At 53.3% G+C, this 24,976-nt stretch carries 17 protein-coding genes and 6 pseudogenes; 17 read left to right on the top strand and 6 right to left on the bottom strand.

Annotated elements, in window-relative coordinates:
• The first annotated feature begins 25 nt into the window (after positions 1-25).
• Together NSS88_RS03785 and ptsP are read left to right on the top strand one after the other, a co-directional pair.
• Positions 26-292, top strand: coding sequence for a phosphocarrier protein HPr (locus tag NSS88_RS03785; RefSeq protein WP_328075017.1), 267 nt, complete (start codon positions 26-28; stop codon positions 290-292).
• On the top strand, positions 292-2,028 hold the full coding sequence (gene ptsP / locus NSS88_RS03780; RefSeq protein ID WP_341083132.1) for a phosphoenolpyruvate--protein phosphotransferase: 1,737 nt from the start codon (positions 292-294) through the stop codon (positions 2,026-2,028). Before NSS88_RS03785 ends, ptsP begins: the two co-directional genes overlap by 1 nt.
• 48 nt (positions 2,029-2,076) lie before the next feature.
• Here ptsP and yyaC read toward each other — a convergent pair.
• The 3 genes and pseudogenes from yyaC to NSS88_RS03765 form a co-directional block, all read right to left on the bottom strand.
• Positions 2,077-2,627 (bottom strand): annotated as a pseudogene (gene yyaC, locus NSS88_RS03775) (spore protease YyaC).
• A 161-nt stretch (positions 2,628-2,788) separates the two neighbouring features.
• Positions 2,789-3,004, bottom strand: a pseudogene (locus tag NSS88_RS03770) (GNAT family N-acetyltransferase); the annotation flags it as partial.
• Complete coding sequence (locus NSS88_RS03765; RefSeq protein ID WP_055358221.1) at positions 2,973-3,173, bottom strand: YbxH family protein; 201 nt, start codon at positions 3,171-3,173, stop codon at positions 2,973-2,975. The gene NSS88_RS03765 and the pseudogene NSS88_RS03770, both read right to left, overlap by 32 nt.
• 191 nt (positions 3,174-3,364) lie before the next feature.
• On the opposite strand from NSS88_RS03765, the gene NSS88_RS03760 reads away from it, so the two are divergent.
• From NSS88_RS03760 to NSS88_RS03705, 11 genes and pseudogenes are all read left to right on the top strand, one after another.
• Positions 3,365-5,341 (top strand): methyl-accepting chemotaxis protein, encoded by a 1,977-nt coding sequence (locus NSS88_RS03760; RefSeq protein ID WP_055358220.1) that lies wholly within the window; start codon positions 3,365-3,367, stop codon positions 5,339-5,341.
• 592 nt (positions 5,342-5,933) lie between these two features.
• A complete protein-coding gene (locus NSS88_RS03755) occupies positions 5,934-8,786 on the top strand; it encodes a 2-oxoglutarate dehydrogenase E1 component (RefSeq protein WP_055358219.1) in 2,853 nt (950 codons plus the stop codon).
• A 31-nt stretch (positions 8,787-8,817) separates the two neighbouring features.
• The gene (gene odhB, locus NSS88_RS03750) at positions 8,818-10,086 is read left to right on the top strand and encodes a 2-oxoglutarate dehydrogenase complex dihydrolipoyllysine-residue succinyltransferase (protein WP_055358232.1); all 1,269 of its coding nucleotides are present in this window, start codon (positions 8,818-8,820) and stop codon (positions 10,084-10,086) included.
• 257 nt (positions 10,087-10,343) lie between these two features.
• Positions 10,344-10,565 (top strand): hypothetical protein, encoded by a 222-nt coding sequence (locus NSS88_RS03745; RefSeq protein ID WP_152968861.1) that lies wholly within the window; start codon positions 10,344-10,346, stop codon positions 10,563-10,565.
• Positions 10,566-10,669: 104 nt separating this feature from the next.
• Complete coding sequence (locus NSS88_RS03740) at positions 10,670-11,455, top strand: SDR family oxidoreductase (RefSeq protein ID WP_341083125.1); 786 nt, start codon at positions 10,670-10,672, stop codon at positions 11,453-11,455.
• Between the two features lie 68 nt (positions 11,456-11,523).
• Positions 11,524-12,420 (top strand): annotated as a pseudogene (locus NSS88_RS03735) (NAD(P)-dependent oxidoreductase); the annotation flags it as partial.
• A gap of 138 nt (positions 12,421-12,558) precedes the next feature.
• Positions 12,559-14,055, top strand: coding sequence for an acyl-CoA dehydrogenase family protein (locus tag NSS88_RS03730; protein ID WP_082432193.1), 1,497 nt, complete (start codon positions 12,559-12,561; stop codon positions 14,053-14,055).
• A 92-nt stretch (positions 14,056-14,147) separates the two neighbouring features.
• Positions 14,148-14,732 carry a TetR/AcrR family transcriptional regulator gene (locus tag NSS88_RS03725; RefSeq protein WP_055358216.1) on the top strand — a complete coding sequence of 195 codons (585 nt, stop codon included), beginning with the start codon at positions 14,148-14,150 and terminating at the stop codon, positions 14,730-14,732.
• Between the two features lie 98 nt (positions 14,733-14,830).
• Positions 14,831-15,058 (top strand): annotated as a pseudogene (locus NSS88_RS03720) (phosphotransferase family protein); the annotation flags it as partial.
• A gap of 432 nt (positions 15,059-15,490) precedes the next feature.
• Positions 15,491-16,273 (top strand): annotated as a pseudogene (locus tag NSS88_RS03710) (2-phosphosulfolactate phosphatase).
• Entirely contained in the window at positions 16,270-17,244 is a 975-nt protein-coding gene (locus NSS88_RS03705; protein ID WP_341083120.1) for a quinone oxidoreductase family protein, read from the top strand. The pseudogene NSS88_RS03710 and the gene NSS88_RS03705 overlap by 4 nt, the downstream one beginning before the upstream one ends.
• A gap of 236 nt (positions 17,245-17,480) precedes the next feature.
• Here NSS88_RS03705 and NSS88_RS03700 read toward each other — a convergent pair whose 3' ends face one another.
• Positions 17,481-18,638: an aminotransferase A gene (locus tag NSS88_RS03700; protein ID WP_049624554.1), complete on the bottom strand. Its 1,158-nt coding sequence runs from the start codon at positions 18,636-18,638 to the stop codon at positions 17,481-17,483.
• Positions 18,639-18,791: 153 nt separating this feature from the next.
• Positions 18,792-19,019: an IDEAL domain-containing protein gene (locus NSS88_RS03695; RefSeq protein ID WP_033016247.1), complete on the bottom strand. Its 228-nt coding sequence runs from the start codon at positions 19,017-19,019 to the stop codon at positions 18,792-18,794.
• Positions 19,020-19,209: 190 nt separating this feature from the next.
• Here NSS88_RS03695 and corA point away from each other — a divergent pair, with 190 nt between their 5' ends.
• The 3 genes and pseudogenes from corA (at position 19,210) to NSS88_RS03680 (ending at position 22,312) form a co-directional block, all read left to right on the top strand.
• Positions 19,210-20,208, top strand: coding sequence for a magnesium/cobalt transporter CorA (gene corA, locus NSS88_RS03690; RefSeq protein WP_033016246.1), 999 nt, complete (start codon positions 19,210-19,212; stop codon positions 20,206-20,208).
• A 75-nt stretch (positions 20,209-20,283) separates the two neighbouring features.
• The gene (locus tag NSS88_RS03685; RefSeq protein WP_055358212.1) at positions 20,284-20,934 is read left to right on the top strand and encodes a glycoside hydrolase domain-containing protein; all 651 of its coding nucleotides are present in this window, start codon (positions 20,284-20,286) and stop codon (positions 20,932-20,934) included.
• A gap of 206 nt (positions 20,935-21,140) precedes the next feature.
• Positions 21,141-22,312 (top strand): annotated as a pseudogene (locus tag NSS88_RS03680) (ISL3 family transposase).
• 83 nt (positions 22,313-22,395) lie between these two features.
• Here NSS88_RS03680 and NSS88_RS03675 read toward each other — a convergent pair.
• Positions 22,396-23,274, bottom strand: a complete 879-nt coding sequence (locus NSS88_RS03675; protein WP_055357903.1) for an IS982 family transposase — start codon at positions 23,272-23,274, stop codon at positions 22,396-22,398.
• A 222-nt stretch (positions 23,275-23,496) separates the two neighbouring features.
• Here NSS88_RS03675 and NSS88_RS03670 point away from each other — a divergent pair, with 222 nt between their 5' ends.
• On the top strand, positions 23,497-24,777 hold the full coding sequence (locus NSS88_RS03670; RefSeq protein ID WP_014195603.1) for an IS110 family transposase: 1,281 nt from the start codon (positions 23,497-23,499) through the stop codon (positions 24,775-24,777).
• Positions 24,778-24,976 lie beyond the last annotated feature (199 nt).

Raw genomic sequence — 24,976 nt, 5'->3', positions numbered from 1 at the left:
ATTGAAAAAAAGGGGAATGATGAACATGGCAGAAAAAACGTTTAAAGTCGTTTCGGATTCCGGCATCCACGCTCGTCCGGCGACGATTTTGGTGCAAACGGCGAGCAAATTCAACAGCGAAATCCATCTTGAGTACAACGGCAAAACAGTGAACTTAAAATCGATCATGGGCGTCATGTCGTTAGGCATTCCGAAAGGGGCAACGATCAAAATCACGGCAGAAGGGGACGATGCGGCGGAAGCAATGGCGGCGTTAACGGATACGTTGGCGAAAGAAGGCCTTGCAGAATAATGGGAAACGCAATCCGCGAAAAAACGATCCATGGGATTGCTGCATCGAGCGGTATTGCCATCGCGAAGGCATACCGCTTAGAAACCCCTGATTTGGCAGCCGAAAAACGGGCTGTTGCCGATGTTGAAGCGGAAGTAGCGCGGTTTGAGACGGCGGTGGCGAAAGCGAAAGAAGAGCTGGAAGCCATCAAGAAGCATGCCTTGGAAAAGCTTGGCGAAGACAAAGCGGCCATTTTTGCCGCCCACTTGCTTGTGCTTGACGACCCAGAATTGTTGAACCCGATTAAAGAAAAAATCCAAACGGAGCGCGTCAATGCCGAGTACGCTCTCGATGAAACCGCCTCGTTTTTCATCTCGATGTTCGAGGCGATGGACAATGAATATATGAAAGAACGGGCCGCCGACATCCGCGATGTGACAAAGCGCGTCCTCGCCCATCTGCTTGGCGTCACAATCTCGAACCCGAGCCTCATTTCTGAGGAAGTCGTTATTATCGCGGAAGACTTGACGCCATCCGATACGGCGCAGCTGAACCGCCAATATGTGAAAGGATTTGCCACCGACATCGGCGGGCGGACGTCGCATTCAGCAATTATGGCCCGTTCGCTCGAAATCCCTGCCGTCGTCGGCACGAAGACGGTGACGGCGGAAGTAAAAAACGGCGACATCGTCATTGTCGATGGGCTCGACGGCCAAGTAATCATCAATCCATCGCCGGAGTTGCTCGCCCAATATGAACAAAAACGGGCCCGCTACGAGGCGCAAAAGGCAGAATGGGCGAAACTCGTTCACGAGGCGACCGTGACGGCTGACGGCATTCATGTCGAGCTGGCTGCCAACATCGGCACGCCAGACGATGTGAAAGGAGCGTTGGCGAACGGAGCGGAAGGCATCGGATTGTATCGCACAGAATTTCTATACATGGGACGCTCGGAACTGCCGACGGAAGACGAACAGTTTGTGGCTTACAAAACGGTGCTGGAACAAATGAATGGCAAGCCGGTCGTCGTCCGGACGCTTGACATTGGCGGCGACAAAGAGCTGCCGTATTTGCAGCTGCCGAAAGAAATGAATCCGTTCTTAGGGTTCCGGGCGATCCGCCTTTGCCTTGAGATGCAAGACATGTTCCGCACGCAGCTGCGCGCCTTGCTGCGGGCGAGCGTGCACGGCAATTTGAAAATCATGTTCCCGATGATTGCGACGCTCGATGAATTCCGCCAAGCGAAAGCCATTTTGCTTGAAGAAAAAGAGGCGCTCCTCCGCCAAGGGGTTGCCGTTGCGGATGGAATTGAAGTCGGCATGATGGTGGAAATCCCGGCAGCTGCCGTCATGGCGGACCAGTTTGCGAAAGAAGTCGATTTCTTCAGCATTGGAACGAACGACCTGATCCAATATACGATGGCGGCCGATCGGATGAATGAGCGGGTTGCGTATTTGTACCAGCCGTACAACCCGGCGATTTTGCGGCTCATCAGCCACGTGATCGATGCCGCCCATCGCGAAGGAAAATGGGTCGGGATGTGCGGGGAAATGGCCGGCGACCCGATCGCGATTCCGATTTTGCTTGCTCTTGGCCTTGATGAGTTCAGCATGAGCGCCACCTCGATTTTGCCGGCGCGTGCTCAGTTGAAACAATTGGCGAAAGAAGAGGCGGCTCGCATCAAAGAGACGGTGTTGTCGCTCGGCACGGCTGAGGAAGTCGTGTCGTTTGTCAAACGAACATTTTCACTTGCCTGAATGAAAGCGTGGCGACGTTTACGTTCGCCGCGCTTTTTTCGTTTTGCGTTATGCCAACAGCGGCGTCGACGATTCATAGCCATACCGCTGCCGGACCGTAAGCGAAAGGCCGATAGCGATAACTTTCGCCATTTGGTAAACTATGTGCAAATTCGTATACGGAAGCGCGCTTACATCGGCCGTGTCCTCCATCATGACTCCCATGACGCTGATGTCTCCGACCGGTGGCAGCGATTTGCCGAGCGCCGTGCCAGGGGAAAGGGCGCCAGGGCGGATGGCGATCGTATGGACAAACGGCTGCGGCCCGACAATGCTGTCGATTGCCACCACATACGCTCCGCGCTCGTGTTGCAGCCGCTCGGAAACACGATGAATGTTCGTTGCATCGACAGGCTTCCTAAGTTACCGATGACGGTCAAATGATCCGGATAAGCGTTTTCCAGCAGCGTGCCGACGAACGGCCCTAAGCTGTCGCCGTTGATGCGGCTGCTGCCGATGCAAACGACGGTCAAACGGGAAATGTGCGCTGGCAGCAGGGAAAACAATTCATTGCGAATAAGCAAAGGAGCAAGCGGATCACTATACAAAATCGATTTCATCGGCCGCGATTCTTTTCCGTCGGTCGTTCTCCTTTTCTTAGTTCGCGGCCGATGCGGGTGATTCCTTTTTTTCGTTTCTGTCAATTGTGTCCTTGTTTTTGCTTGAACGGATTGCGCCATTCCATTAACACGGCATGGTTGAGCGATTCTTCGTCTTCTAAACTTTCTTGCTGCACGCGGATGAGATCAGCAAAGTCGTCTGTCGTATAGTTGCGGATGACCGCTTCGCGCGGGGTGTTGCCGTCAAAGACGTATAAATGTTTATCGTACATGCTGATCCCCCTTGCTTTTTTACCCTCATCATAACGGAAAACGTGAAAAAATGGCAAGAAAAGCCTCCGACAACTAACAGCGGCCGGAGGTTTTTTGCTCGACATACTCGCTCACAAGCGCATCGATTTGCTGTTCATCGGGCTTTTCGCCGCAAAATGCAAACTCAATTTCCTCAATCAATTCACCGTCGCGATAAACGTGCAGCGCCCCTTTTTGCAGCAAGACGCTGTATTCGATCTCAAATATATAGCCCTCATGTTCAATCGCGCCCATTGTGGTTCACCTGCCTACGTTTAATGTCCCACAGGCGCGGCTCTCTATGTATGAATAAGAAGCTCATCCTATAGACGCAGGACGATTGTCCTTTTATAATTATAATGGACGTGGTTCGACAAAGATTGTCCTTTTATAATTATAATGGACGTGGTTCGACAAAAAGAGGAAACAGAGGGGAGAAATAGAGAGTGTTCCGGACATTGCGCAGCAAATTGATCGTCTTGATGGCTTTATTGTTAGTGATTTCATTGGCAGCAACACAACTCGTTGGGGTTGTGCAAATGCGGAAGATGGTGGATGCTGACGTGAAACAGCGGGCGCAGACGGCGCTTGACGGACTGCTCGGCGATATTCGCGACAGTTTTCAAAGTGAGGAGAATAGCTTAGTGCAATTCAGTGAATCGCCGTTGGCTTTGCAAATGATTCAAGATGAAAAAATGTGGCTGCAGCTTGAGAAACAGTTCCGCACGTTTTTGCGCCTGCATGAGAATGTGCAATTCATCTATATTGGCACCGAGCAGAAGAAAATGTATATATCGCCGATGACAGAGCTCCCGGACGGATACGATCCGACGAGCCGCCCGTGGTATAAAGCGGCGATGAAGCGGCCGGATGAAGTGGTGTGGACCGAACCGTACGTCGATGCGATTACCGGCAAGCACGTTGTGACGTTGGCCAAAGCGGTGAGCGAAAACGGCCGCATTGCTGCGGTCATCGGCATCGATATGACGCTCGATGCGGTGACAAGAATCGTCAATGCGAGCGACGTCGGCTATAACGGCTATCCGGTGCTGTTTGACGCGAAGGGGACGGCGGTTGTCCACCCACAATACAAGGGGAAAAACATGGCGAAAAACGCGACGGTCCGCTACATGCTCGAGCATGAAAAAGGAATGCACGAATATGAGCAAGACGGCGAACGGCGGGTGATTTACTTCACTACGATTCCAAAGCTTGGCTGGAAAGTCGGCGCTGTCTATAGAGAAAGCGATTTATCCGCGATGAGCCGCTCGCTCGGAGCAACCATGCTTGTCATTACGGTGATTGCGTTTATCATCGCTTTGGTCGTCGTTTATTTCTTAGCGCGCTCAATCACCAAGCCGATTGTGGCGCTGCAAGAGCAAGTCGAAAAGGCGGCGGGCGGCGACTTGACGGTGCACGCGCGCATCACTGCCAAAGATGAGATTGGCCGCCTCGCCCGCCATTTTAACGAGATGATCGATCATATGCGCGCGCTGATCGGCGAAGTGAACCGATCGGTCAACGAGCTGGCCGCCTCGGCTGATCATTTAAGCGCCGTCTCAGAGGAAACGATGGCGACAAGCGAACAAGTGGCCAAAGCGATCAGCGAAATCGCCAAAGGAACGACCGATCAAGCAGGAAGCCTTGATACGATCAATGAGCGGACAACAGCGCTGTCGCAGCAAATCGAAGCGGTTGCGAATGCGACGGCTGGCATGGAGTCGCTGTCCGATGAAACGAAAACCGCGAGCTACGACGGCTTGGAGCATTTAAACATTTTGCAGAAAAAATCGGAGGAAGCGAAAAATGAACTCGAGTCTGTAGAAAATGTCATTAGCGACCTTGTGAAAAAGATGGATGAAATTGACGGTGTCATTCAAACGATCACGGCTATTTCCGGACAGACGAATTTGCTGGCGTTAAACGCCAGCATCGAGGCGGCGCGGGCTGGCGAGCATGGGAAAGGGTTTGCCGTTGTCGCTGATGAAGTGCGCAAGCTGGCCGAACAATCCGCGAAAGCGACGGAGATGATCCGCGCGACGATCGCCGCCATCCAGCAGCAAGCCGGGCTGGTGATGGAGGCGGTCCGCCGCTCCAAGCAGGCGTACGACGAACAGCGGGAAGCGGTGCACACGACCGGCGATTCATTTGTCAAAATCACTGGCATGATGGAGCAAGTGGCTGATGCGCTTGCTGGGATTATGGAGGAAGCAAAGCGGATGAACGCGAGCAAAGACGATGTCGTCGGGGCGATGCAAAACATCGCCGCCATCGCCCAACAAGCAGCGGCAGCGGCGGAAGAAGTGGCTGCTTCGGCTGATGATCAGTTGCAGGCGCTTTCGACGGTGACCGAATCGGCGGAGGCGTTAAGCGAAATGAGCCGGCAGTTGAAACAACTGGTTGAGAAGTTTAAGATTTCATAAAAAATAGAAGGCGTCCTAGCGGCAACGGGGCGCCTTTTTTATCATCTCTAGCCGAGAAGGCTCCCATTTCCGCGTGCGTAAGTGGGGGATGAAGCATCAGGATGTTCCCTAACGCCGCCCAAAAAAAGAAGGATTTCGCTTGCTGTCTTCGTAAGACAACGGAACCGTGGGACACACGAGGATGGCTTGGCTGGCAAGCCTGTCGTGGAGCGGTTGTTCCAAAGAATCTCCCACCGCTAAACGTTTGCGCAGGCAAGAGGCGTTCAATCATTTTCGAATAGGAGACTTTCACTTTCGCTTTGTACAGGGTGCAGTCCAAAATAAGCGGGAGATGAATGTCGGTCGGCGTTTACTTAAAATCATGAATGTCCCGCCGTCGTGCAGTCACGATCTTTTTTTGTATTCATACAATAGTGAAATTTTTTCAGCTTCTTCGTCGATTTTAGTGGGCGATAGTGCTAAAATAAACATTGAAAACGTTTATACTTTTATTTTGCTGTACGTTTGGGGATGCTGGCAGCGAAATGAGGACTTTCATGCATAGCTGTTTCCAGCCCGAACGATGCGAAAACAAGGTGGAGGTTTTTTCAAGATGGCAAAACAGACGAACTACGCTCAACCGTGGAGCCAGTTTTACGGGCCGAACCTCGGTTATGTCATCGACATGTATGAACAGTACCTCGATGACCCTAACAGCATCGACCCGGAACTGAAACAATTGTTCGAACAGTGGGGGGCGCCGGTTTTGGAAGAACCGGTTTCTTCTGCGGATGACGAGGCGGCCAAAACGCATCAAACGTTCCGGCTGCCGGAGACGCCGACGATTTTCAGCAAGCTTGTCGCTGCCGTCAAGCTGGCGGACAGCATTCGCCATTACGGCCATCTGGCTGCTGATACGAATCCACTTGTCAAAAAGGAGAAAAAGCTGTGCCGCTTGGAGCTTGACGAATACGATTTAACGGAAGAGGATTTAAAGCGCATTCCGGTCGCGTTTCTTTGTCCCCACGCTCCGGCGCATGTCAAAAACGGCTGGGACGCCATCTTGCATTTGCGCAAAATTTACACGGACAAAATCGCGTTTGAATTCTCGCAAGTACATAATCTAGAAGAAAGGAACTGGCTCATCCAGCAAATTGAGTCCGGAGCGTACTATCCGAGCCTGGCGAACAAAGAGCGGGTTGCTTTGTTGCGCCGCCTGACGGAAGTGGAAGGGTTTGAAAAGTTCATCCACCGGACGTATGTCGGGCAAAAACGGTTTTCGATCGAAGGGCTTGATTCCATGGTGCCGCTTTTGGATGAGCTCGTCCGCCAAGCGATCGAACATGAAATCGACGCCGTCAACATCGGCATGGCGCACCGCGGCCGGCTGAATGTGCTTGCCCATGTGCTCGGCAAGCCGTACGAAATGATTTTCGCCGAGTTTCAGCATGCAGAGAGCAAAAACTTTATTCCATCTGAAGGAGCGGTGGCCATCACCTACGGCTGGACGGGCGACGTGAAATACCATTTGGGGGCGGCGCGCCGCCTTCGCAATAAAAGCGTGCATACGATGCGGATTACGCTCGCTAACAACCCAAGCCATCTCGAAGTGGTCAATCCGGTTGTGCTTGGCTACACGCGCGCCGCGCAAGAAGATCGGACAAAACCAGGCGTGCCGGTGCAAAATACTGATGCGTCGTTTGCCATCTTGATTCACGGCGATGCCGCGTTCCCGGGACAAGGGATCGTCGCGGAAACGCTCAACTTAAGCCAGCTGCGCGGCTATACGACCGGCGGGACGATCCATATCATCGCCAACAACATGATTGGCTTTACGACGGAGAGTTACGATTCACGCTCGACGACGTATGCTTCCGATATGGCGAAAGGGTTTGAGGTGCCGATTGTGCACGTCAATGCCGACGACCCGGAGGCTTGTTTGGCGGCCGCATGCTTGGCGTTTGCCTACCGCCAGCGGTTTAAAAAAGACTTTGTCATTGACCTAATCGGTTACCGCCGTTTCGGTCATAATGAAATGGATGAGCCGATGGCGACGAACCCGACGATGTACGCGATCATCAACCAACATCCGACCGTACGCCGGCTGTATGCGCAAAAATTGATGGAAAAAGGGATCATCACCGAGCGGGAAGTCGACGAAATGGAGCAAGAGGTGGCGGAACGGCTGAAAATCGCCTACGAGCGGGTGCCGAAAAACGAAGACGAGCTTGATTTCATCATGGATCCGCCCAAACCGGTCGTCGATCGGCTGCCGGAAGTGAAAACAAGCGTGGCGAAAGACGTGCTCCATCGGGTGAACGAAGAATTGTTGCAGTTTCCGGACGGATTCAACGTCTTTAACAAGCTTGAGCGCATTTTAAAACGGCGAAGCGGCGTGTTTGCGCAAAACGGCAAAGTCGATTGGGCGCACGCGGAAATTTTGGCGTTCGCCACGATTTTGCAAGACGGCGTGCCGATCCGCTTGACCGGGCAAGATTCGCAGCGCGGCACGTTTGCGCAGCGCCATTTGGTGCTCCATGACGTGAAAACCGGTAAAGAGTATGTGCCGCTTCACCACATCAGCGGCGCCAAAGCGTCGTTTGTCGTGTACAACAGCCCGCTGACGGAAGCCGCCGTGCTCGGCTATGAATACGGATACAACGTTTACGCGCCGGAGACGCTCGTGCTTTGGGAAGCGCAATTTGGCGACTTCGCCAACATGGCGCAAGTGATGTTTGATCAATTCATTTCATCCGGCCGGGCGAAATGGGGGCAAAAATCCGGGCTTGTCATGCTCTTGCCGCACGGCTACGAAGGGCAAGGCCCTGAACATTCAAGCGGCCGCGTCGAGCGCTTTTTGCAGCTGGCGGCGGAAAACAACTGGACGGTTGCCAACTTATCGACGGCCGCGCAATATTTCCATATTTTGCGGCGGCAGGCGGCGCTGTTGACAAGAGAAGAAGTGCGTCCGCTCATCATTATGACGCCAAAAAGCTTGCTCCGCCATCCGCTGGCGGCGTCGGATGCGGAAGCGTTCGTTGACGGCGCGTTCTCGCCGGTGCTCGAACAGCCGGGATTGGGCGCTGACGCTGGCAAAGTGGAACGCATCGTGTTTGGCACCGGAAAATTGATGATCGATTTGGCGGAACAAATCGGCAAAATGGAAGGTCTTGACTGGCTGCATATCGTGCGCATTGAAGAGCTGTATCCGTTCCCGGAAGAAGCGGTGAAAGACATCATCGCCCGCTATCCGAACGTCAAAGAGCTCGTCTGGGTGCAAGAAGAACCGAAAAACATGGGGGCATGGCTGTATATGGAACCGCGTCTGCGGGCGTTGGCTCCAGAGGGTGTCGATGTCAGCTACATTGGGCGGCGCCGGCGGGCCAGCCCGGCGGAAGGCGATCCGGTCGTCCACCGAAAAGAGCAAGAGCGCATCATCCGCTGTGCATTGACGAAGCATGAATGATGACTACGGAACATTTGAGGAGGGCATCAACGTGGCTGAGATCAAAGTCCCAGAGTTAGCAGAATCCATCACGGAGGGAACGATCGCCCAATGGCTGAAAAAACCGGGCGACTACGTGGAAAAAGGAGAATCAATTTGCGAGCTTGAAACGGATAAAGTGAACGTGGAAATTATGGCGGAAGAGTCAGGTGTTTTGCAACAGCTGCTTGCCAATGAAGGCGATACGGTTGCGGTCGGTCAAGCGATCGCCATTATCGGAGAAGGAGCGGCGTCGGCACCGCCTGCACCAGAGAAGGCGCCGCAGCTGGCCGAGGAACCAAAACCGGCTGTGCCGGTCGACCGTGCTGAGCAGCCAGCGCCGCAGCCGGTTGCGGTTGCCCAAGCGCCAGGCCAACGACCGATTGCTTCGCCGGCTGCTCGGAAAATGGCGCGTGAAAAAGGGATCGACTTGACGCAAGTGCCGACCGTTGATCCGCTTGGACGCGTGCGCAAACAAGACGTCGCCTCGTTTGCCGCTCAGCCGGCCGCCGCTCCGCAGCCGGCGCCGCAAGCCGCGCCGACGTCGACGCCGGCCGCCGTTCCAACCGCTGAGGCCGGCAAGCCGGTCATCCGCGAAAAAATGTCGCGCCGTCGGCAAACGATCGCCAAACGGCTGCTGGAAGTGACGCAAACGACCGCGATGTTGACGACATTTAACGAAATTGACATGTCGGCGGTCATCGATTTGCGCAAGCGGAAAAAAGATAAATTTTTCGAAGAGCATGACGTCCGCCTTGGCTTTATGTCGTTTTTCGTCAAAGCGGCTGTCGCGGCGCTGAAAAAATATCCGTACGTCAACGCGGAGATCCAAGGCGATGAGATTTTGCTGAAAAAATATTACGATATCGGCGTTGCCGTATCGACAGATGAAGGGCTTGTCGTTCCGGTTGTGCGCGACTGCGACCGGAAAAACTTCGCCGAAATTGAGCGCGACATTGCCGAATTGGTGGCGAAAGCACGTAGCAATAAGTTGTCGCTTGCCGATTTGCAAGGCGGCACGTTTACGATCACAAACGGCGGCGTCTTCGGCTCGCTTCTGTCGACTCCGCTTCTCAACGGCCCGCAAGTCGGCATTTTAGGGATGCATTCGATCAAACTGCGCCCGGTCGCCATCGACGAAGAGCGGATCGAAAACCGGCCGATGATGTATGTTGCTTTGTCGTACGACCATCGCATTATCGATGGCAAAGAGGCCGTCGGGTTCTTGAAAACGGTGAAAGACTTGATCGAAAATCCGGAAGACTTATTGTTGGAAAGCTAACCAAGGCAGGAACGGGGGATGTCCCAAAAGGATCGGGACACCCTCTTTCGTTTCTATATATACACCGACCGCTTCTTCCGCACTATATTTTGTGTCTATACTGAAGACAGACAGCCTTTTGGGTTAGCCCCTTTTTTGGAAAAGAACAAAAAGAAAAGTGCAGTCACCTGTTTTTGAAGGAAAGCGCGATTCGGAACCGAAAAGGCATGATTGCGCGATGCGGTGGTACACTACAAGCAAAAAGGAGGGAACCATTGATGCCGGAACGCGGACGAAACGACCATCCACATTCCTTTCACCGTGACGGCGCCCACGAAAGCATCATCAACGATGCAACTGCCGACGGCGCCAAGGCAATCGGTGTACGGATTGACGCCGATCCGATGCGGGCGGCCAACCCTGACCCGTTTCACGTCGACTCCCTTGCTGTCGAGGAAGGAATGAAGCGATTTCGCTCTCTCATGGAAGGAAAAAAGTGATTCGCCCAGCGGATCGCTTTTTTCGTGAACGAAAAAAGAAGGAAAACGGCGAACAAACGCGAATATTATTTACTTAATATGACTATTTTTCGGGGGGGATGGCAATGGAGTACGGATTAGCCGGAAAAACGGCATTGGTCGCCGCCTCAAGCCAAGGGCTCGGCAAAGCGGTCGCCCGGGCGCTTGTGCTCGAAGGAGCGAACGTGATGATCACGAGCTGGAACGAAGAAAAGCTGCAGGAAGCAGCCGAGGAGTTGAATGGGCTGCATAAGGGACGCGTCGCCTACACGCGTGCAGATGTGACGAAGGCGGAAGACATCCGCCAGCTGGTCGCCAAAACGGTCGAAACGTTTGGGACGATCGATTTGCTCGTCAACAACGCCGGCGGCCCTCCGGCGGGAACGTTTGAAACGGTGAGCGACGAAGACTGGCAATATGCGTTTGAGCTCAATTTATTGAGCTACATTCGGCTGATTCGTGAAGCGCTGCCATATTTAAAGAAAAACGGCGGCAAAATTGTCAACATCGCTTCGTCATCGATCAAAGAACCGATTCCGGGCTTGATTTTGTCGAACACGTTTCGCACCGGGATTGTCGGGCTGACGAAAACGTTGGCGACGGAATTCGCGCGGGACAACATTTTGATCAACACCGTCGCTCCCGGGCGGATTGCGACAGAACGCGTCGCCTTTTTAGATAAGGTGAACGCCGAAAAGCTTGGCATTACAAAAGAGGAAATGGAAGCGCGCATGAAAAGCGCCATTCCACTCGGCCGCTACGGGACGCCGGAAGAATTTGCGAACGTCGTCGTCTTTCTATTGTCTGAAGCGAACTCGTACGTCACCGGACAAGCGTTGATCGTCGACGGCGGCATGGTCAAAGCGATTTAACGATTTTCGAAAGAAGCCTCCGCTGCTAAGCGAAGCGCAGGTGGTGGCCAGATCGCTGGGCACTTGCGGCCAAACGGACAAGAAGGGAGAGGACAGCGTTGAAAACGATCGGGTTTATCGGCCTTGGCGTCATGGGGAAAAGCATGGCGCGCCACTTGCTGAAGGCGGGCTATCCACTTCTAGCTTATACACGCACAAAAGAAAAGGCGGAAGACTTGCTTCAGGAAGGAGCGGTTTGGAAGGAAACGGTTGCTGATTTGGCGCGGGAGGCGGATGTCGTCATGACGATGGTTGGCGATCCTCACGATGTCGAGCAAGTGTATTTCGGCGAGGGCGGCATTTTGGAGAATGCGCGGCCGGGAACATATGTCATCGATATGACGACGTCAACGCCGACGCTCGCGCAATCGATTTACGAGGCGGCCAAGCAAAAGGGCATCCATGCTTTGGACGCCCCGGTGTCCGGCGGCGACATCGGCGCGCGCGAAGGAACGTTGACGATTATGGTCGGCGGTGATGAGGACGTCTTTTTGGCGTGCAAGCCGATTCTCGAGCGGCTTGGCACGAACATCGTGCGGCAAGGAGGAGCTGGAGCCGGCCAGCATACGAAAATGTGCAACCAAATTGCCATCGCCACCAATATGATCGGCGTTTGCGAGGCCATGGCGTATGCGAAGCGGGCTGGTCTTGATCCATTCAAAGTGTTGGAAAGCATCGCCAAAGGGGCAGCCGGCAGCTGGTCGCTGAGCAACTTGGCGCCGCGCATGTTGTCAGGAGATTTTGCTCCGGGGTTTTACGTCAAGCATTTCATTAAAGATATGAAAATTGCGCTTGAGGAAGCCGAGCGGATGAACTTGCCGCTGCCAGGCCTGGCGCTCGCCAAACAAATGTATGAGGAGCTGGCGCAAGCCGGTGAGGAAAACAGCGGCACGCAAGCATTGTACAAACGCTATATCAGACAGTGACATGGGGGGGCGGATTCGTCCTCTCTTTTTTTGAATGTGAGATATATTTATCAAAAAATATTGAATATTTCTTTTGGTCGAGGTATAGTAGAAATAAAGGGCACATACTAACCGGTTAGTATACAGGGAGGGGATGACATGGACTTTTCCTATTCGCCGAAAGTCCAAGAGTTGATCAAAAAATTAAGCGCTTTCATTGAAGAGTACATTTATCCGAACGAAAGGGTGTATGAGGAGCAGCTGAACGCCCAAGAGTCAAGATGGTCAGGGGTGCCGCCCATCATCGAAGAGCTGAAGGAAAAAGCGAAAAAAGAAGGGCTATGGAACTTGTTTTTGCCGGACAGCGAATACGGAGCCGGCTTAACGAACGTCGAATACGCGCCGCTTTGCGAAATTATGGGCCGTTCGCTCATTGCTCCGGAAGTGTTCAACTGCAATGCGCCGGATACCGGCAACATGGAAGTACTCGTCCGCTATGGAACAGAAGAACAAAAGCGGAAATGGTTCATCCCGCTCTTGAACGGAGAAATCCGCTCGTGCTTTTCGATGACGGAGCCGGATGTCGCGTCGAGCGATGCGACGAACATTCGCGCTTCGATCGTTCGCGACGGCGATGAGTATGTCATCACCGGACGGAAATGGTGGTCGTCCGGCGCCGGCGACCCGCGCTGCAAAGTCGCCATCGTGATGGGAAAAACGAACCCCGATGCGCCAAAACATGAGCAGCAGTCGATGATCATCGTTCCGCTTGATACGCCGGGCGTGAAAATCGAACGGATGCTGCCGGTGTTCGGCTTTGACCATGCGCCGCACGGGCATGCCGAAATTACGTATGACCATGTGCGCGTGCCGAAAGAGAACATCATTTGGGGCGAAGGGAAAGGGTTTGCCATCGCCCAAGGGCGGCTTGGACCGGGACAGATCCACCATTGCATGCGCTTGATTGGAGCGGCGGAGCGGGCGCTTGAGTTTATGTGCCGGCGCGTGCAGTCGCGGGTGGCGTTCGGCAAGCGGCTTGCGGACCATGGCGTCATTCGCGATTGGATCGCTCAGTCGCGCATTGAGATCGAGCAGGCGCGCCTGTTGACAATGAAGGCGGCGTACATGATGGATACGGTCGGCAACAAAGCGGCGCGCAAAGAAATTGCCATGATTAAAGTTGTCGCTCCGAATGTCGCCTTAAAAGTGATCGACCGTGCCATTCAGGCGTTTGGCGCCGCTGGGGTGAGCAACGATTTTCCGCTTGCTGCCATGTGGGCGAACTCGCGCACGCTCCGTCTGGCCGATGGGCCGGATGAGGTGCATAAAGAGCTAGTTGCCAAAGATCTGATCATCGCCGGCGGCTATAACATTTATCCGCGTGAAATCGAAGAAGTGCTGTACGAACATCCAGCGATGAAAGAGGCGGCGGCAGTTGGTGTGCCTGATCCGTACCGCGGCGAAACGGTGAAGGCGATCATCGTCCTGAAAGAGGGGATGCAAGCAAGTGAGGAAGAGATCATCGCCCATTGCCGAAAAAACTTAGCGGCGTACAAAGTGCCGCGCATTGTCGAGTTCCGTGCCGAACTGCCGAAGACGAACGTCGGGAAAATTTTGCGCCGCGCCTTGCGTGAAGAGGCGTCCCGCCCGCAATAACAGAGGGCTTTCGGCCAAGTCCGAAACAGGCTTGGCCGTTTTATGGTACAATAGCTGGCAGCGACTACATTTTAGGCAAGAGGTGTAAAAACATGAAGGAGAAAATTATGGCTGCCAGCATTGAGCTGTTTGAACAAAATGGGTTCAGCGAAACATCGATCCAAGACATCGTTGACGCCCTCGGGGTGACAAAAGGGACGTTTTATTACTATTTTACAAGCAAAGAAGAACTGTTGATGGATATTCACCTTCGCTACATTGAAAGGCTGCTTGACGAAGAGGAGCGCATTATAAGCGATAAACGGCGCTCGGTGCGGGAAAAGCTGTATGATATTATCTTCATGCTCATTCATAATGTCGAACGGCAAGGAGGGGAAGCTCGCATTTTTTTTCGTGAAATGAAGCATTTGAATGAGGAGCATTTACAGAAAGTAAAAGAAAAGCGCGATTTGTTCCGCTATCGGCTGCAGTCGTTGATTGAGGAAGGAATGAAAAGCGGTGAACTGCGCTGCGATTTGTCGCCATCGATCGCCACGCTTACCGTTCTTGGGGCGGCCAATTGGAGCTACCAATGGTTTCGTCCGGACGGAGAGCTGACCGATGCCGAGGTGGCGAAGCAGATGGTGGAGATCCTGCTTGATGGCATGAGCGCGCCGTCTGTCTCGAAAGCCGAGTGAAAAGAGAGACAAACAAGTTTGATCCGAGGTGTGTCGATGGATGCTGTTCGTGCGGCGGCAATGGCGCGCTTGAATTGTTGACCAAGGGGGAGAGGGAGATGACAGCGATTATTCCAGTGCGCAAGGGGGAAGAACTGCCGGCAGGGAAGCTGGCCAAGTTTTTGCGCACGGTGCTGCCGGACATGCCGGATGGGGAGCTCGAGATCCAGCAATTTTCCGCCGGCCGGTCGAATTTGACGTATTTGCCCCGCTGTGGGGAGTGGGAGGCGGTGCTGCGCCGGCCGCTGTTTGGCCCGGTTTTTATACGCGCGAACAGTTTATTGAGGCATATGCCAAAAAAAGTGGACGTGATGTGTCCAATATACACGTTTATTTAACTTCCCTCCGAAAGAAGTCTCCTACTTCTAAACGTGAAGGTGCGCCAGCACCAGTGAAAGTGGGAGATGAATTTCGGTTGGCGTTAGCCAACGAATAGGATAGAATATGGCTAGAACGGACACCTTCGGAACGAAGGGAAGCGTAAAGGGTTCTTGTGTGTGGCTTACCGTTCAGCGAACACACACAAGTCGCTTGAAGCCCCCACCTCTAAGCGAAGCGTAGGTGGTGGGTAGTTCACATTAGCGGTCATTTGCCAGCAAATTTATTACCGCTACCGCCGCGGCCAGACGAACGATGAGCGGTTTCGCCATTTTGGCCAGTTTGTCGAAGCGCTCATTGAGCATGCATGGCAGCTGGCGACAGGACGGTGAGGCGGCGTGATGACAAAAGTGCATGTCGTGCTGCGCAAAGAAGACATTGATGAGATGGCGCTTGCTGATCGAAAGGTGGCTGTCGTGTTCGATGTTTTGCTTGCCACCTCGTCGATTACAGCAGTTCTCGCTGCCGGCGCTCGTTCGGTGATCCCGGTGCGCGATGCCGAGGAGGCCAAGGAGATCGCGCTTCGCTTGCCAGAGGGCAGCTATGAGCTCGTCGGCGAATACGAAGGGCGGACGATCGTCGGCTTTCATCCGCCCGCGCCGCTGTTTTTGCAGACGGTATGCCCGGAGAAAACGGTCGTTTTGTCGACGACAAACGGCACCGTGGCGCTCCGCAAGGCAATGCCGGCCCGCGCGGTCTATGCGGCGAGCTTGCTGAACAGCCCGGCGGTCAGCGAACATATTGGCCGTTCGCACAAAGAAGAGACCGTTATCGCCATTTGCGCCGGTTCATCCGGGCGTTTTTGCCTGGAGGACTTTTATGGCGCCGGATATTTTGTCCATTGTCTAGTCGAGCAGGGGATCGCCGCGGCGGAGCTGTCCGACAGCGCGATGGCTGCTTGGCTGTTTTAACGGCAATACGCAAGCGAGGAGAAGGCAAAAGAAGTGTTGTCCGCCTCGCGGGTCGGACGTTGGATGGTGGCTTATGGCCTCGAAAAGGAGATCGACTACATCAACTGGCACGGAGCGCTTTCCGTCATTCCGAAACTCGAGCCCGGGCCGTTGGCGGCGGAAGTGCGCGATATCGTGCAAATGAAGATGACGAAAGAGGGGAATGAGCGGTGAAAATCGTGCAATTTGCTGAGTACGGCGGTCCGGAAGTGCTGCAAGTAAAAGAGGCTGAGCGCCCGTTGCCATCGGGACGGCAAGTGGTGATTGAAGCTGAGGCGATCGGTGTGAACTACGCCGATACAGCGAGGCGGGAAGGGCGCTACGTTGTGCCGACGCCGCTTCCGTTCGTGCCCGGCACCGAGGTGGCCGGCATCGTCCGCGAAGTCGGTCCGGATGTGGAATCCATCCGCCCGGGCCAGCGGGTTGTCGCGTTGATCGAATCCGGCGGCTACGCTGAGTTTGTCGCTGTCGATGAACGGGCGGTCGTGCCGCTTCCGGATGGAATGGATGCCCGCCAGGCGGCGGCCTTGCCGGTGCAAGGGCTAAGCGCCTACCATATTCTCAAAACGATGGGCCGCTTGGAAGAAGGGGAGACGGTGCTCGTTCATGCCGCAGCCGGCGGCGTTGGGACGATTGCCGTCCAATTGGCGAAACGGTTCGGCGCCAAAATGGTCATCGCCACGGCAAGCACGGAGGAAAAACGAGCGCTCGCCAAACAGCTTGGCGCTGATGTCACCATTGATTATACAAAAGACAGCTGGGCTGCGGACGTGATGGAGGCGACCGGTGGACGCGGCGTCGATGTCGCTTTGGAAATGGCGGGCGGCGATGTCTTTCATCAGACGCTCGATTGCCTTGCTCCGTTCGGCCGCCTGGTCGTATATGGGGCGGCGAGCGGGGGAATGACGCGTCTCAATCCAGTCCGGCTGATGGCGAAAAACTGGTCAGTGATCGGCTTTTTCTTGCCGCAAATCATGAAAAAGCGGGCGTTGTACGAACAAAGTTTGCGGGAATTGCTCGCGTGGGTGCAGGAAGGAAGCCTGAAGCTGATGATCGGCGGCGTCTACCCGCTTGAGCAGGCTTCTGAAGTGCATCGGCTGTTGCAGGGGCGGAAAACGCATGGCAAGCTATTGCTTGTGCCATAAGTAAAGAAGAGGGTGCTGACCCAAAAGGCTGTCTGCCTTCAGGGTAGACACAAAATATAGTGCGGAAGAATCGGTCAGTGCGTATATATAGAGACGAAAGAGGGTGTCCCGATCCTTTTGGGACCCCCTTTTCTTGTATATTCCCCTAAAGCCAATGGTGAACAAAAGTCGAAAGAAAAGCAGCCTTTTTCTTATGGGGGCATGGCGGTCTAAGCCAATATGATTTTTGAAAACCATTACGGTCTGCGGCGCTTCGTTTGGATATACCGCTCGAGCCGGTCGAGCCCTTCTTTGAGCACATCGAGCGAATAAGCGTACGACAGGCGGACATGGCCTTCACCGTATTCGGAAAAGGCGCTGCCGGGAACGAGGGCGACGCCGGCGTTTTCGACGACATCGAGGGCAAAATCAAACGAAGACATGCCAAAGGCGGCGATTGACGGAAACAAGTAAAAGGCTCCATCCGGCTTCTCAACCGGCAACCCCATGGCGGTGAGACGATGATAGGCATACTCAAGCCGTTCGGCGTAAGCGGCGCGCATCGCCTCGGCGTCGTGTTTGCCGGCGGTCAGCGCCTCCACCGCCGCTTTTTGGCTGATCGATGACGTGCATGAGACGCTGTATTGGTGCACTTTCACCATTTGTTCAACGGCGAACGCTGGAGCGAAGACAAACCCGATGCGCCAACCGGTCATGGAGTGCGATTTGCTTAAACCGTTGATGACGATCGTCTGCTCCGGCAGCCACTCGGCGATCGAGTGATGGCGGCCGCGATAGACGAGCTCGCTGTAAATTTCATCGGAAACGATCCAAATCGGCCGTCCTTTCAAAAGGGAAGCGATGTTCTCAAGCTCTTCGGCTGACAGCGCCGTCCCGGTTGGATTGGATGGGTATGGAAGAACGAGGCAGCGCGTCTTTTCCGTCAAATAAGGCGCAATGAGCTCAGCCGACAGACGGAAACCGTTTGGCCTTGTGTCGATGTATACCGGTTTCGCCCCGCACAGGCGAATGAGTGGTTCATAGCCGGGATAGACTGGTGCGGGAAGAAGCACTTCTGTCCCTTCTTCTAAAATGGTGCGAAACGTAATATCAAGCGCCTGGCTGGCGCCGACGGTGGCGATGACTTCATCCGGCGTGTAGCGAAGGCCGTACTTGTCAGCGACGAATTGGCAAGCCGCCTGGCGCAGTTCCAGCAGGCCGGCGTTCACTGTATACGTCGTGAAATCGGCGGCGATCGCCTCCTGAGCGGCTGCTTTGACATGATCGGGTGTTGGGAAATCAGGCTGGCCGATCGTCAAGGAAACAAGTCCCGGCCGGTCAGCGACAAGGTTGAAAAATTGGCGGATGCCTGATAACTGAATGGCTTGAACACGTGGTTGAATGAGGTGTTTCACGGTTGTCCACCTTTCTTTTTTGTTTCTATTGTACCATTGGCGAGGAAAACGAAAAAACAAAAACGAGCCCCTTTCCGTCCGGATTGTTCCCACAAACGGAAATGGGGCTCACTTGGTCATCGACGATTCACTTTCCAACTTCGTTCGCTCCTTTTACGCGCCGTATTTTTTCAACAGGTCGTTATATTGGGTGGAAAGCTTGAAAAACAACGGCTTGTTGCCGGCCGCGAGCGCTTCATCAATTTGTTCCATCAGTTTTTTTCTTTGAAACTGGAAGATCGCTTCTTTCAGCACTTGTTCGGCCATCGGCCCGTAGCTGCTTTTTTCTTCCGGCTGGTTGAACAAAACGGCGCCTTCATTCGGGTATTGTTTTTCGTACATGATTCAGTCCCTCCCATATGGGAACGAAACAGTTCCCTTTCTTAATATTATCGTCGTTTTTGATGCTAATGTAAAGAAAATTTAGATAAATATTTTTTGTCAATTTTTTCTCTATATGATTTTTATACCCGTTTTTTGTTGGGACTTAACAGTTTTTCGGTTATGATAAGAGGAGAACAAGGCAAAGGTGATGGCGATGATTCGCACGTGTGTCGTGACAAAAGAATTTGAGATTTTGTATGATGTTGACGTAACGCTTGTCAACAGCCCGGACGTCTCATGGTATTGGGTTGACTTTCATGAGCCGACGGATGAGGAATCGGCGCTGCTCGCCTCCTTTTTCCGTTTTCACCCACTGGCGATTGAAGACTGTCTTGAATATGTGCAGCGGCCGAAGCTCGATTTTTATGACCGCTACTTGTTTGTTGTGCTTCATGCCATTGCCGGGATGACGCTGGAGGCTGAGGAAGTCGATTTGTTTGTCGGGCAAAATTTCATCGTTTCGTTTCATAAGTCGGCCATTCACGCGGTCGATGAGGTGTGGGAGCGATTGAAGCATGAAGAAGATGTTCAGCAGGGGCCGTTTCACGTCATGTACCGGCTGATCGACAAGCTTGTGGATGATTATTTTCCACCGCTTTACCATATTGAAGACGTGCTGAACGATTTAGAGGAGAATACGAACAATGAACCGATTCACGACATTATTGAAAAAGTGTTTGACATCCGTGGCGATTTATCGAAGCTGCGCCGAACGATCGTGCCGATGCGCGACTTGTTGTACCGCATCATCCATTCCGACCGGCTGCAGCGCATGAAAGAACGGCAGCTGTACTTTCATGACATTTATGATCATTTGCTGAAGCTGTCGGAAATGATTGAGACAAACCGAGAAATTACCGCGGATATCCGCGACAGCTATTTATCGCTCAACTCGAATCGAATGAACAATATTATGATGACATTTACAGCCATTACGACCATTTTCATGCCGCTCTCCTTTATTGCCGGCATTTATGGGATGAACTTTGATTATATGCCTGAATTGCACTGGAAGTACGGATACTTTGTTGTATTGGCTGCCATGGCGGTGATCGGCATGACGATGTTCGTCTGGTTTAAGCGCAACGGCTGGTTTCAGTTGTTGAAAGGCGACTGGGCGAAGGAGGAGCGGGAGCGCCGCCAGTAGCCGTATAAAACGGGCTGTTCCCCTCATATATATAATACATAATGACGGCAGTGTAAGCGCGAAGGAGGGGAACCGATGGCAAGAGGAGTGTGGGGCGTCGACTCGGCGCAAGCCGTAACGGATCAGCTGTTTCAATGCGTGCGGACGGAGCTTGGCTATCCGAAATTTTGGGGCCGTTATTTGTCGGAAGTGCCGAACGTGTCCGAAGGGTTGACACGCGACGAGATCGCCCGCATCCGCAGCTATGGCGTGAAGGTGCTGCCGATTTATAACGCCTTCCGCGAAGCGGTCGGCTATGCGAACGGTCAGGTGGCGGCGCGCAACGCGGTGTTCCATGCGCGGCGGCTCGGCATTCCGAAAAATAAACTGCTGTTTGCCAACATCGAAGACTTTTTCGCTGTGGATGCCGCTTGGATCGCTGCTTGGGTGGAAACGCTCTATCCGACCGGATACCGGCCGGGGCTGTACGCGGACCCGACGAAAGGGGATTTCGCCGTTGCCTATTGCGAGGCGGTCAGCCGGAACAACCAAGTGGCGGTGCAGGCGGTCATTTGGAGCGCCGCACCAAGGCCGGGAACGACGAAAGAGCAGAAAGCGCCGCGCTATCAGCCGGCTGCCCCGCCTTGCAGCGCGAATGTCTGGGTGTGGCAGTACGGGCGTGATGCAGAAGTCTGTCCGGTTGACACGAATTTAGCTGACCGACGCCTATTGGACTTTTTGTATTGAACAAAGCCGTTGCAAAAAGGCAGCGGCTTTTTTATGCGGCTGGGAAATTGTTGGCTGTTGCGCGTCTTTTCTTTTAATTTTTTTGCGGCTCTTCACCACAAGTTGTACTTGAGATTTTAAGATAGGTATGCATAGGGAAAATAGAGGATACAAAAAATGCGAATTTTCCTGTATGGGGGTGTCCAAACCATTGGAGGAAAATTCGCATGTACGCTCAGTTTATCAAAGAACTCATCGATTTACCAGATGTTTTGATTCAAAAGGTGCGAAAAGAAGAAGAACGTTGGATTTTCGAACTTTCTCTTCCTGAACAATGCCCGTTATGTCCTGTTTGCTTGAAACGCACGATCAAAATGACAGGAAAAAAGAAGCAATGGATGCATGGGTATGCTCAACGGATCGGCATCTTTTGGGTGGAACTCCCTGTGGAGCGTAGACGTTGTTGTACATGTGGCATGACATTCAGCACGTCTTATCCCGGAATTTCCCCTCGAAGTGCAGCGACGGATGCGTTTCAGCAATGGGTGGCGCAATCTTGCATCGGAACATCCATTCAGGCGGTGGCTCGTATGCTCAAGCTTCCGTACACGACCGTTGAACGCTGGTTTTATACCCATGCCCCTTCCTATCGAATGACATCCAACCAAAGGCAGTTTGTGTCGATGAGTTTGCGTTTCGAAAAGGACAGGATTACGGAGTGGAAGTCATGGATGCCGAAACGGGAGAAGTGTATGCCGTTGAAGCAGGAAAGAACGAGGAAGCCATTGGACGTGTGTTGGCTCCTGTGTCTGGTTCTGTTCAGTATGTCGTGAGTGATTTGGCTCCAGCGATGAAAAAAGCCATTCAAGGGGGGTGTCTGGAAGCGAAGCATGTGGTCGATTATTTTCATGTGATTCAATTGTTTACGGAAGCGTTGGATCGATGCCGCCAATCCTTCGGAAAAGGGAACAAGAAACACGGGCATGTTCGGTATGTTTGCCGCTGATTGACCCAGTGTCCCGAGAAACTCACCGAGGAGGAGCGCCAAACGGTGCGAAAGTGGCAGAAAGAGAGCGATTCTTTGCAGGCTGTCTATCAATCCCTTCAACATTTTCGTTATGTATCCAAAAGCCAAAGCGAGCGACAAGCGAAACGTCGTTTGAACGCCTGGGTTCATCGGTATTTGTTTTGTCCTTGTTCTGCTGTTCGCGCCATCGCAAAATCACTCGTCAAACGAACAGACGAAATCATATCGTGCATTTTATCCCCTTATTCAAATGGGAAAATGGAGGGAACAAATAACAAGATCAAGCTGATGAAACGTGGGGGATACGGATACAGAAATATCCAGCGTTTTGCATGGCGGGTCCGGCTAGAAACAGCTAACATACTTTCATGACAGGTACAAGTACAACTTTTGGTGATGAACCTTTTTTGCTTGGATCGATTATATTAGTAATAACCCGTGGTGCTAGTTGAGCTTTAGCGCTCAACTAGCCCAAGTGTAACCAGGGAATAAGCTAACAATATACCGTCTAGTGCCACTTCAAATCCGATAATCGAATTGGCTCGGATCCCCGTGATGCGATAGTGGTCAACCAGAACCGAGAACACCGTCTCGATCACTTTGCGTTTTTGTTGGATCCACTGCTCCCATGTCTCAGACGCACGATGTTTCTGGTTTTTTCGAGACGGAGTCCAAAGCGCCATTTGGTATTCTTCGTACAGCCTTTTTTGCAAGTCACGGCTAATGAATCCTTTGTCCCCAAAGTTATACGGGTGGGGAATTTGGGTCATCACGCTTTCGGCTGCGATTCGATCGTGGCAAGATGCTTCCGTCACCACATACCCCATTGGCAGCCCTTGATCGGTCACTTGAAGGTGCAGCTTCAACCCGTAGTACCATTGCTTTTTGGAAGCGCAATACCCGATGTCGGCGATCTCTTGAAACCGTTTGACGCGATGCATTCTTGCCGTATGGCACAACGGGAGCGGCAAGCTGTCCACGACGGCATAGGCATGATGTTGACCGCGTTTTGCCAGCTCATGACGGATCCATTTGATGGCGAAACCAAGCGCCCGGCAACGGCGGTTGTATCGGGAGCGTTCAAGAAACGAGCCGTTTGTGAACAAATTTCCCGTGACAAAACGATGCCACGCCCGTTCAGAAGTAAAACCGAGCAACTTTCCTAAAAGATGAATCGCGATGACCACGGCGTCTTCCTGTTTGACCAAATGGCGGTTGCGACGCTGTAGGTACATCTGAATCGATGACAGTTGGGCAGAGACAAAAAAGAAAATGGCGGCATATTGCTTTTGAATCTTTGCTTGATCTGTAGTAAAATGAAAGTGCTCTTGCATAGGGATTCTCCTTTCAATGTTTGGTTGCACTTTCATTTTAAGGAGATCCTCATGCAAGGGCTATTTTTATGCTTGTTTGAGTTTATCTAGCACCACGGGTAGTAATAGAAAAAAGGAGCATTCCCGTTAGGAGCTTTTCCGGGGACTTGATCAAAAAAAGCCCTCTTGGTATGATGCAGGGGTGTCAAACAATACCTACCATCATGCCAAGGAGGACTTCAGATGAATTGTACACAAAACTATAAAATTGATCAAGTTACGGAACAAACGCTTGTCGTGGGCATCGATATCGCGAAACGAACTCACTACGCCTGCTTCGTGGATGACCGGGGGCGCGTGCTTCGCAAGTCGTTCCCGATCTTCCAGTCGAAAGAGGGGTTTCAGCAGCTGTATAAAGCGATTCAGGAGGCGATGCAAGCGTTTGGGAAGTCAGAGGTGATCGTCGCGGTGGAGCCGACCGGGCACTACTGGTTGAACCTGGCCTACTTCCTCGAGGAGCACGGGATCCCGTTGGTCATGGTCAACCCGGCGCATGTGTGCCGGTCGAAAGAACTCGATGACAACCTGCCGACGAAACACGACGCCAAAGACGCCCTGGTCATTGCCAGACTGGCAAAAGACGGACGATTCCTCGTCCCCCGGCTGCTGCACGAGATCGAAGCCGATTTGCGCGTGGGAAGCACGCTCAAAGAGAAGCTCCGCAAGGAACAGACGGCGGTGAAAAACGCGATCGTCCGCTGGACCGACCGATATTTTCCGGAGTTTTGGACGGTGTTTCGCGACCTGGGGAAAACGGCGCTTTCGGTGCTGGAGTGGACGCCGCTTCCGGCCGATATGGCCGGCCGATCCGCCGAGGAGCTCATCGAGGTGTACCGGCAAAGCGAAGGGCTGAAATGCCCGCAGAAGGCCAAAATTCAGGCGTTGATCAACGCCGCGAAGGACTCCATTGGGGTGACGGAAGGGACGACGATGGCCCGGTTTGAGATCGCCGCGCTCGTCCGCCGATACCGCCAATTGGAGGCGGAGATCGCCGCGTTGGACGCCGAGTTGAAGGCATTGGTTCAAACGACGATGGAGTATCAATGGCTGAAAACGGTCGACGGGTTGGGAGACGCCACGATTATCGATCTGTTGGCGGAGATCGGCAGCTTCGCCCATTATCGGGACCCGCGCCAATTGGTGAAGTTGGCGGGCCTGACGCTCAAGGAGAACTCCTCCGGCCAGCGCAAAGGGCAAAAGCACATCTCCAAACGGGGACGGAAACGGCTGCGCTCGGTGCTGTTTCGGGCGATGATTCCGCTGATCCGGCACAACGAGGCGTTTCGCGAGCTGCATGAATATTACACGACCCGATCCGTCAACCCGCTGACCGGAAAGCAATCCATCGTCGCCTTGTGCCGGAAGCTGTTGAATGTGCTGTTTGCGATTTGTACGAAGAAACAAGCCTTTGACGCGGAGCGAATGAAACAGGACGTCTTGTCCCAGGTGCAACGGGCGGCCTAAGGCCTCCCCCTGCGAACGGAAGAATCGTTGGACAACAGGATGACACCGGAGAAGCTGGCGTGATTTTATCCATTCGACCTTGAGTCCCCAAAGGAGCTTGGCCGGCCTCCGCCTGATGACGAGACCGAACGAGGGAATGTTGGCGCGAAGACGCCCGGAGACATGGGAGGGTTCGTCCTCATCAGCGACGCGGAGATCC

Origin of the sequence: Geobacillus sp. FSL W8-1251 (assembly GCF_038005945.1) — a bacterium.
Taxonomy (GTDB): Bacteria; Bacillota; Bacilli; order Bacillales; family Anoxybacillaceae; genus Geobacillus; species Geobacillus stearothermophilus.
The sequence above is the reverse complement of the archived record's forward strand: the minus strand, read 5'-3'. Positions and strand labels throughout refer to the sequence as shown.

Coding starts and splice junctions, on each gene's coding strand:
- ptsP (WP_341083132.1), top strand. CDS start 292: ATGGGAAACGCAATCCGCGAAAAAACGATCCATGGGATTGCTGCATCG.
- NSS88_RS03725 (WP_055358216.1), top strand. CDS start 14,148: ATGAAGGAGAAAATTATGGCTGCCAGCATTGAGCTGTTTGAACAAAAT.
- NSS88_RS03740 (WP_341083125.1), top strand. CDS start 10,670: ATGGAGTACGGATTAGCCGGAAAAACGGCATTGGTCGCCGCCTCAAGC.
- corA (WP_033016246.1), top strand. CDS start 19,210: ATGGCGATGATTCGCACGTGTGTCGTGACAAAAGAATTTGAGATTTTG.
- NSS88_RS03785 (WP_328075017.1), top strand. CDS start 26: ATGGCAGAAAAAACGTTTAAAGTCGTTTCGGATTCCGGCATCCACGCT.
- NSS88_RS03695 (WP_033016247.1), bottom strand. CDS start 19,019: ATGTACGAAAAACAATACCCGAATGAAGGCGCCGTTTTGTTCAACCAG.
- NSS88_RS03670 (WP_014195603.1), top strand. CDS start 23,497: ATGAATTGTACACAAAACTATAAAATTGATCAAGTTACGGAACAAACG.
- NSS88_RS03730 (WP_082432193.1), top strand. CDS start 12,559: ATGGACTTTTCCTATTCGCCGAAAGTCCAAGAGTTGATCAAAAAATTA.
- NSS88_RS03685 (WP_055358212.1), top strand. CDS start 20,284: ATGGCAAGAGGAGTGTGGGGCGTCGACTCGGCGCAAGCCGTAACGGAT.
- NSS88_RS03745 (WP_152968861.1), top strand. CDS start 10,344: ATGCCGGAACGCGGACGAAACGACCATCCACATTCCTTTCACCGTGAC.
- NSS88_RS03765 (WP_055358221.1), bottom strand. CDS start 3,173: ATGGGCGCGATTGAACATGAGGGCTATATATTTGAGATCGAATACAGC.
- NSS88_RS03675 (WP_055357903.1), bottom strand. CDS start 23,274: ATGCAAGAGCACTTTCATTTTACTACAGATCAAGCAAAGATTCAAAAG.
- NSS88_RS03755 (WP_055358219.1), top strand. CDS start 5,934: ATGGCAAAACAGACGAACTACGCTCAACCGTGGAGCCAGTTTTACGGG.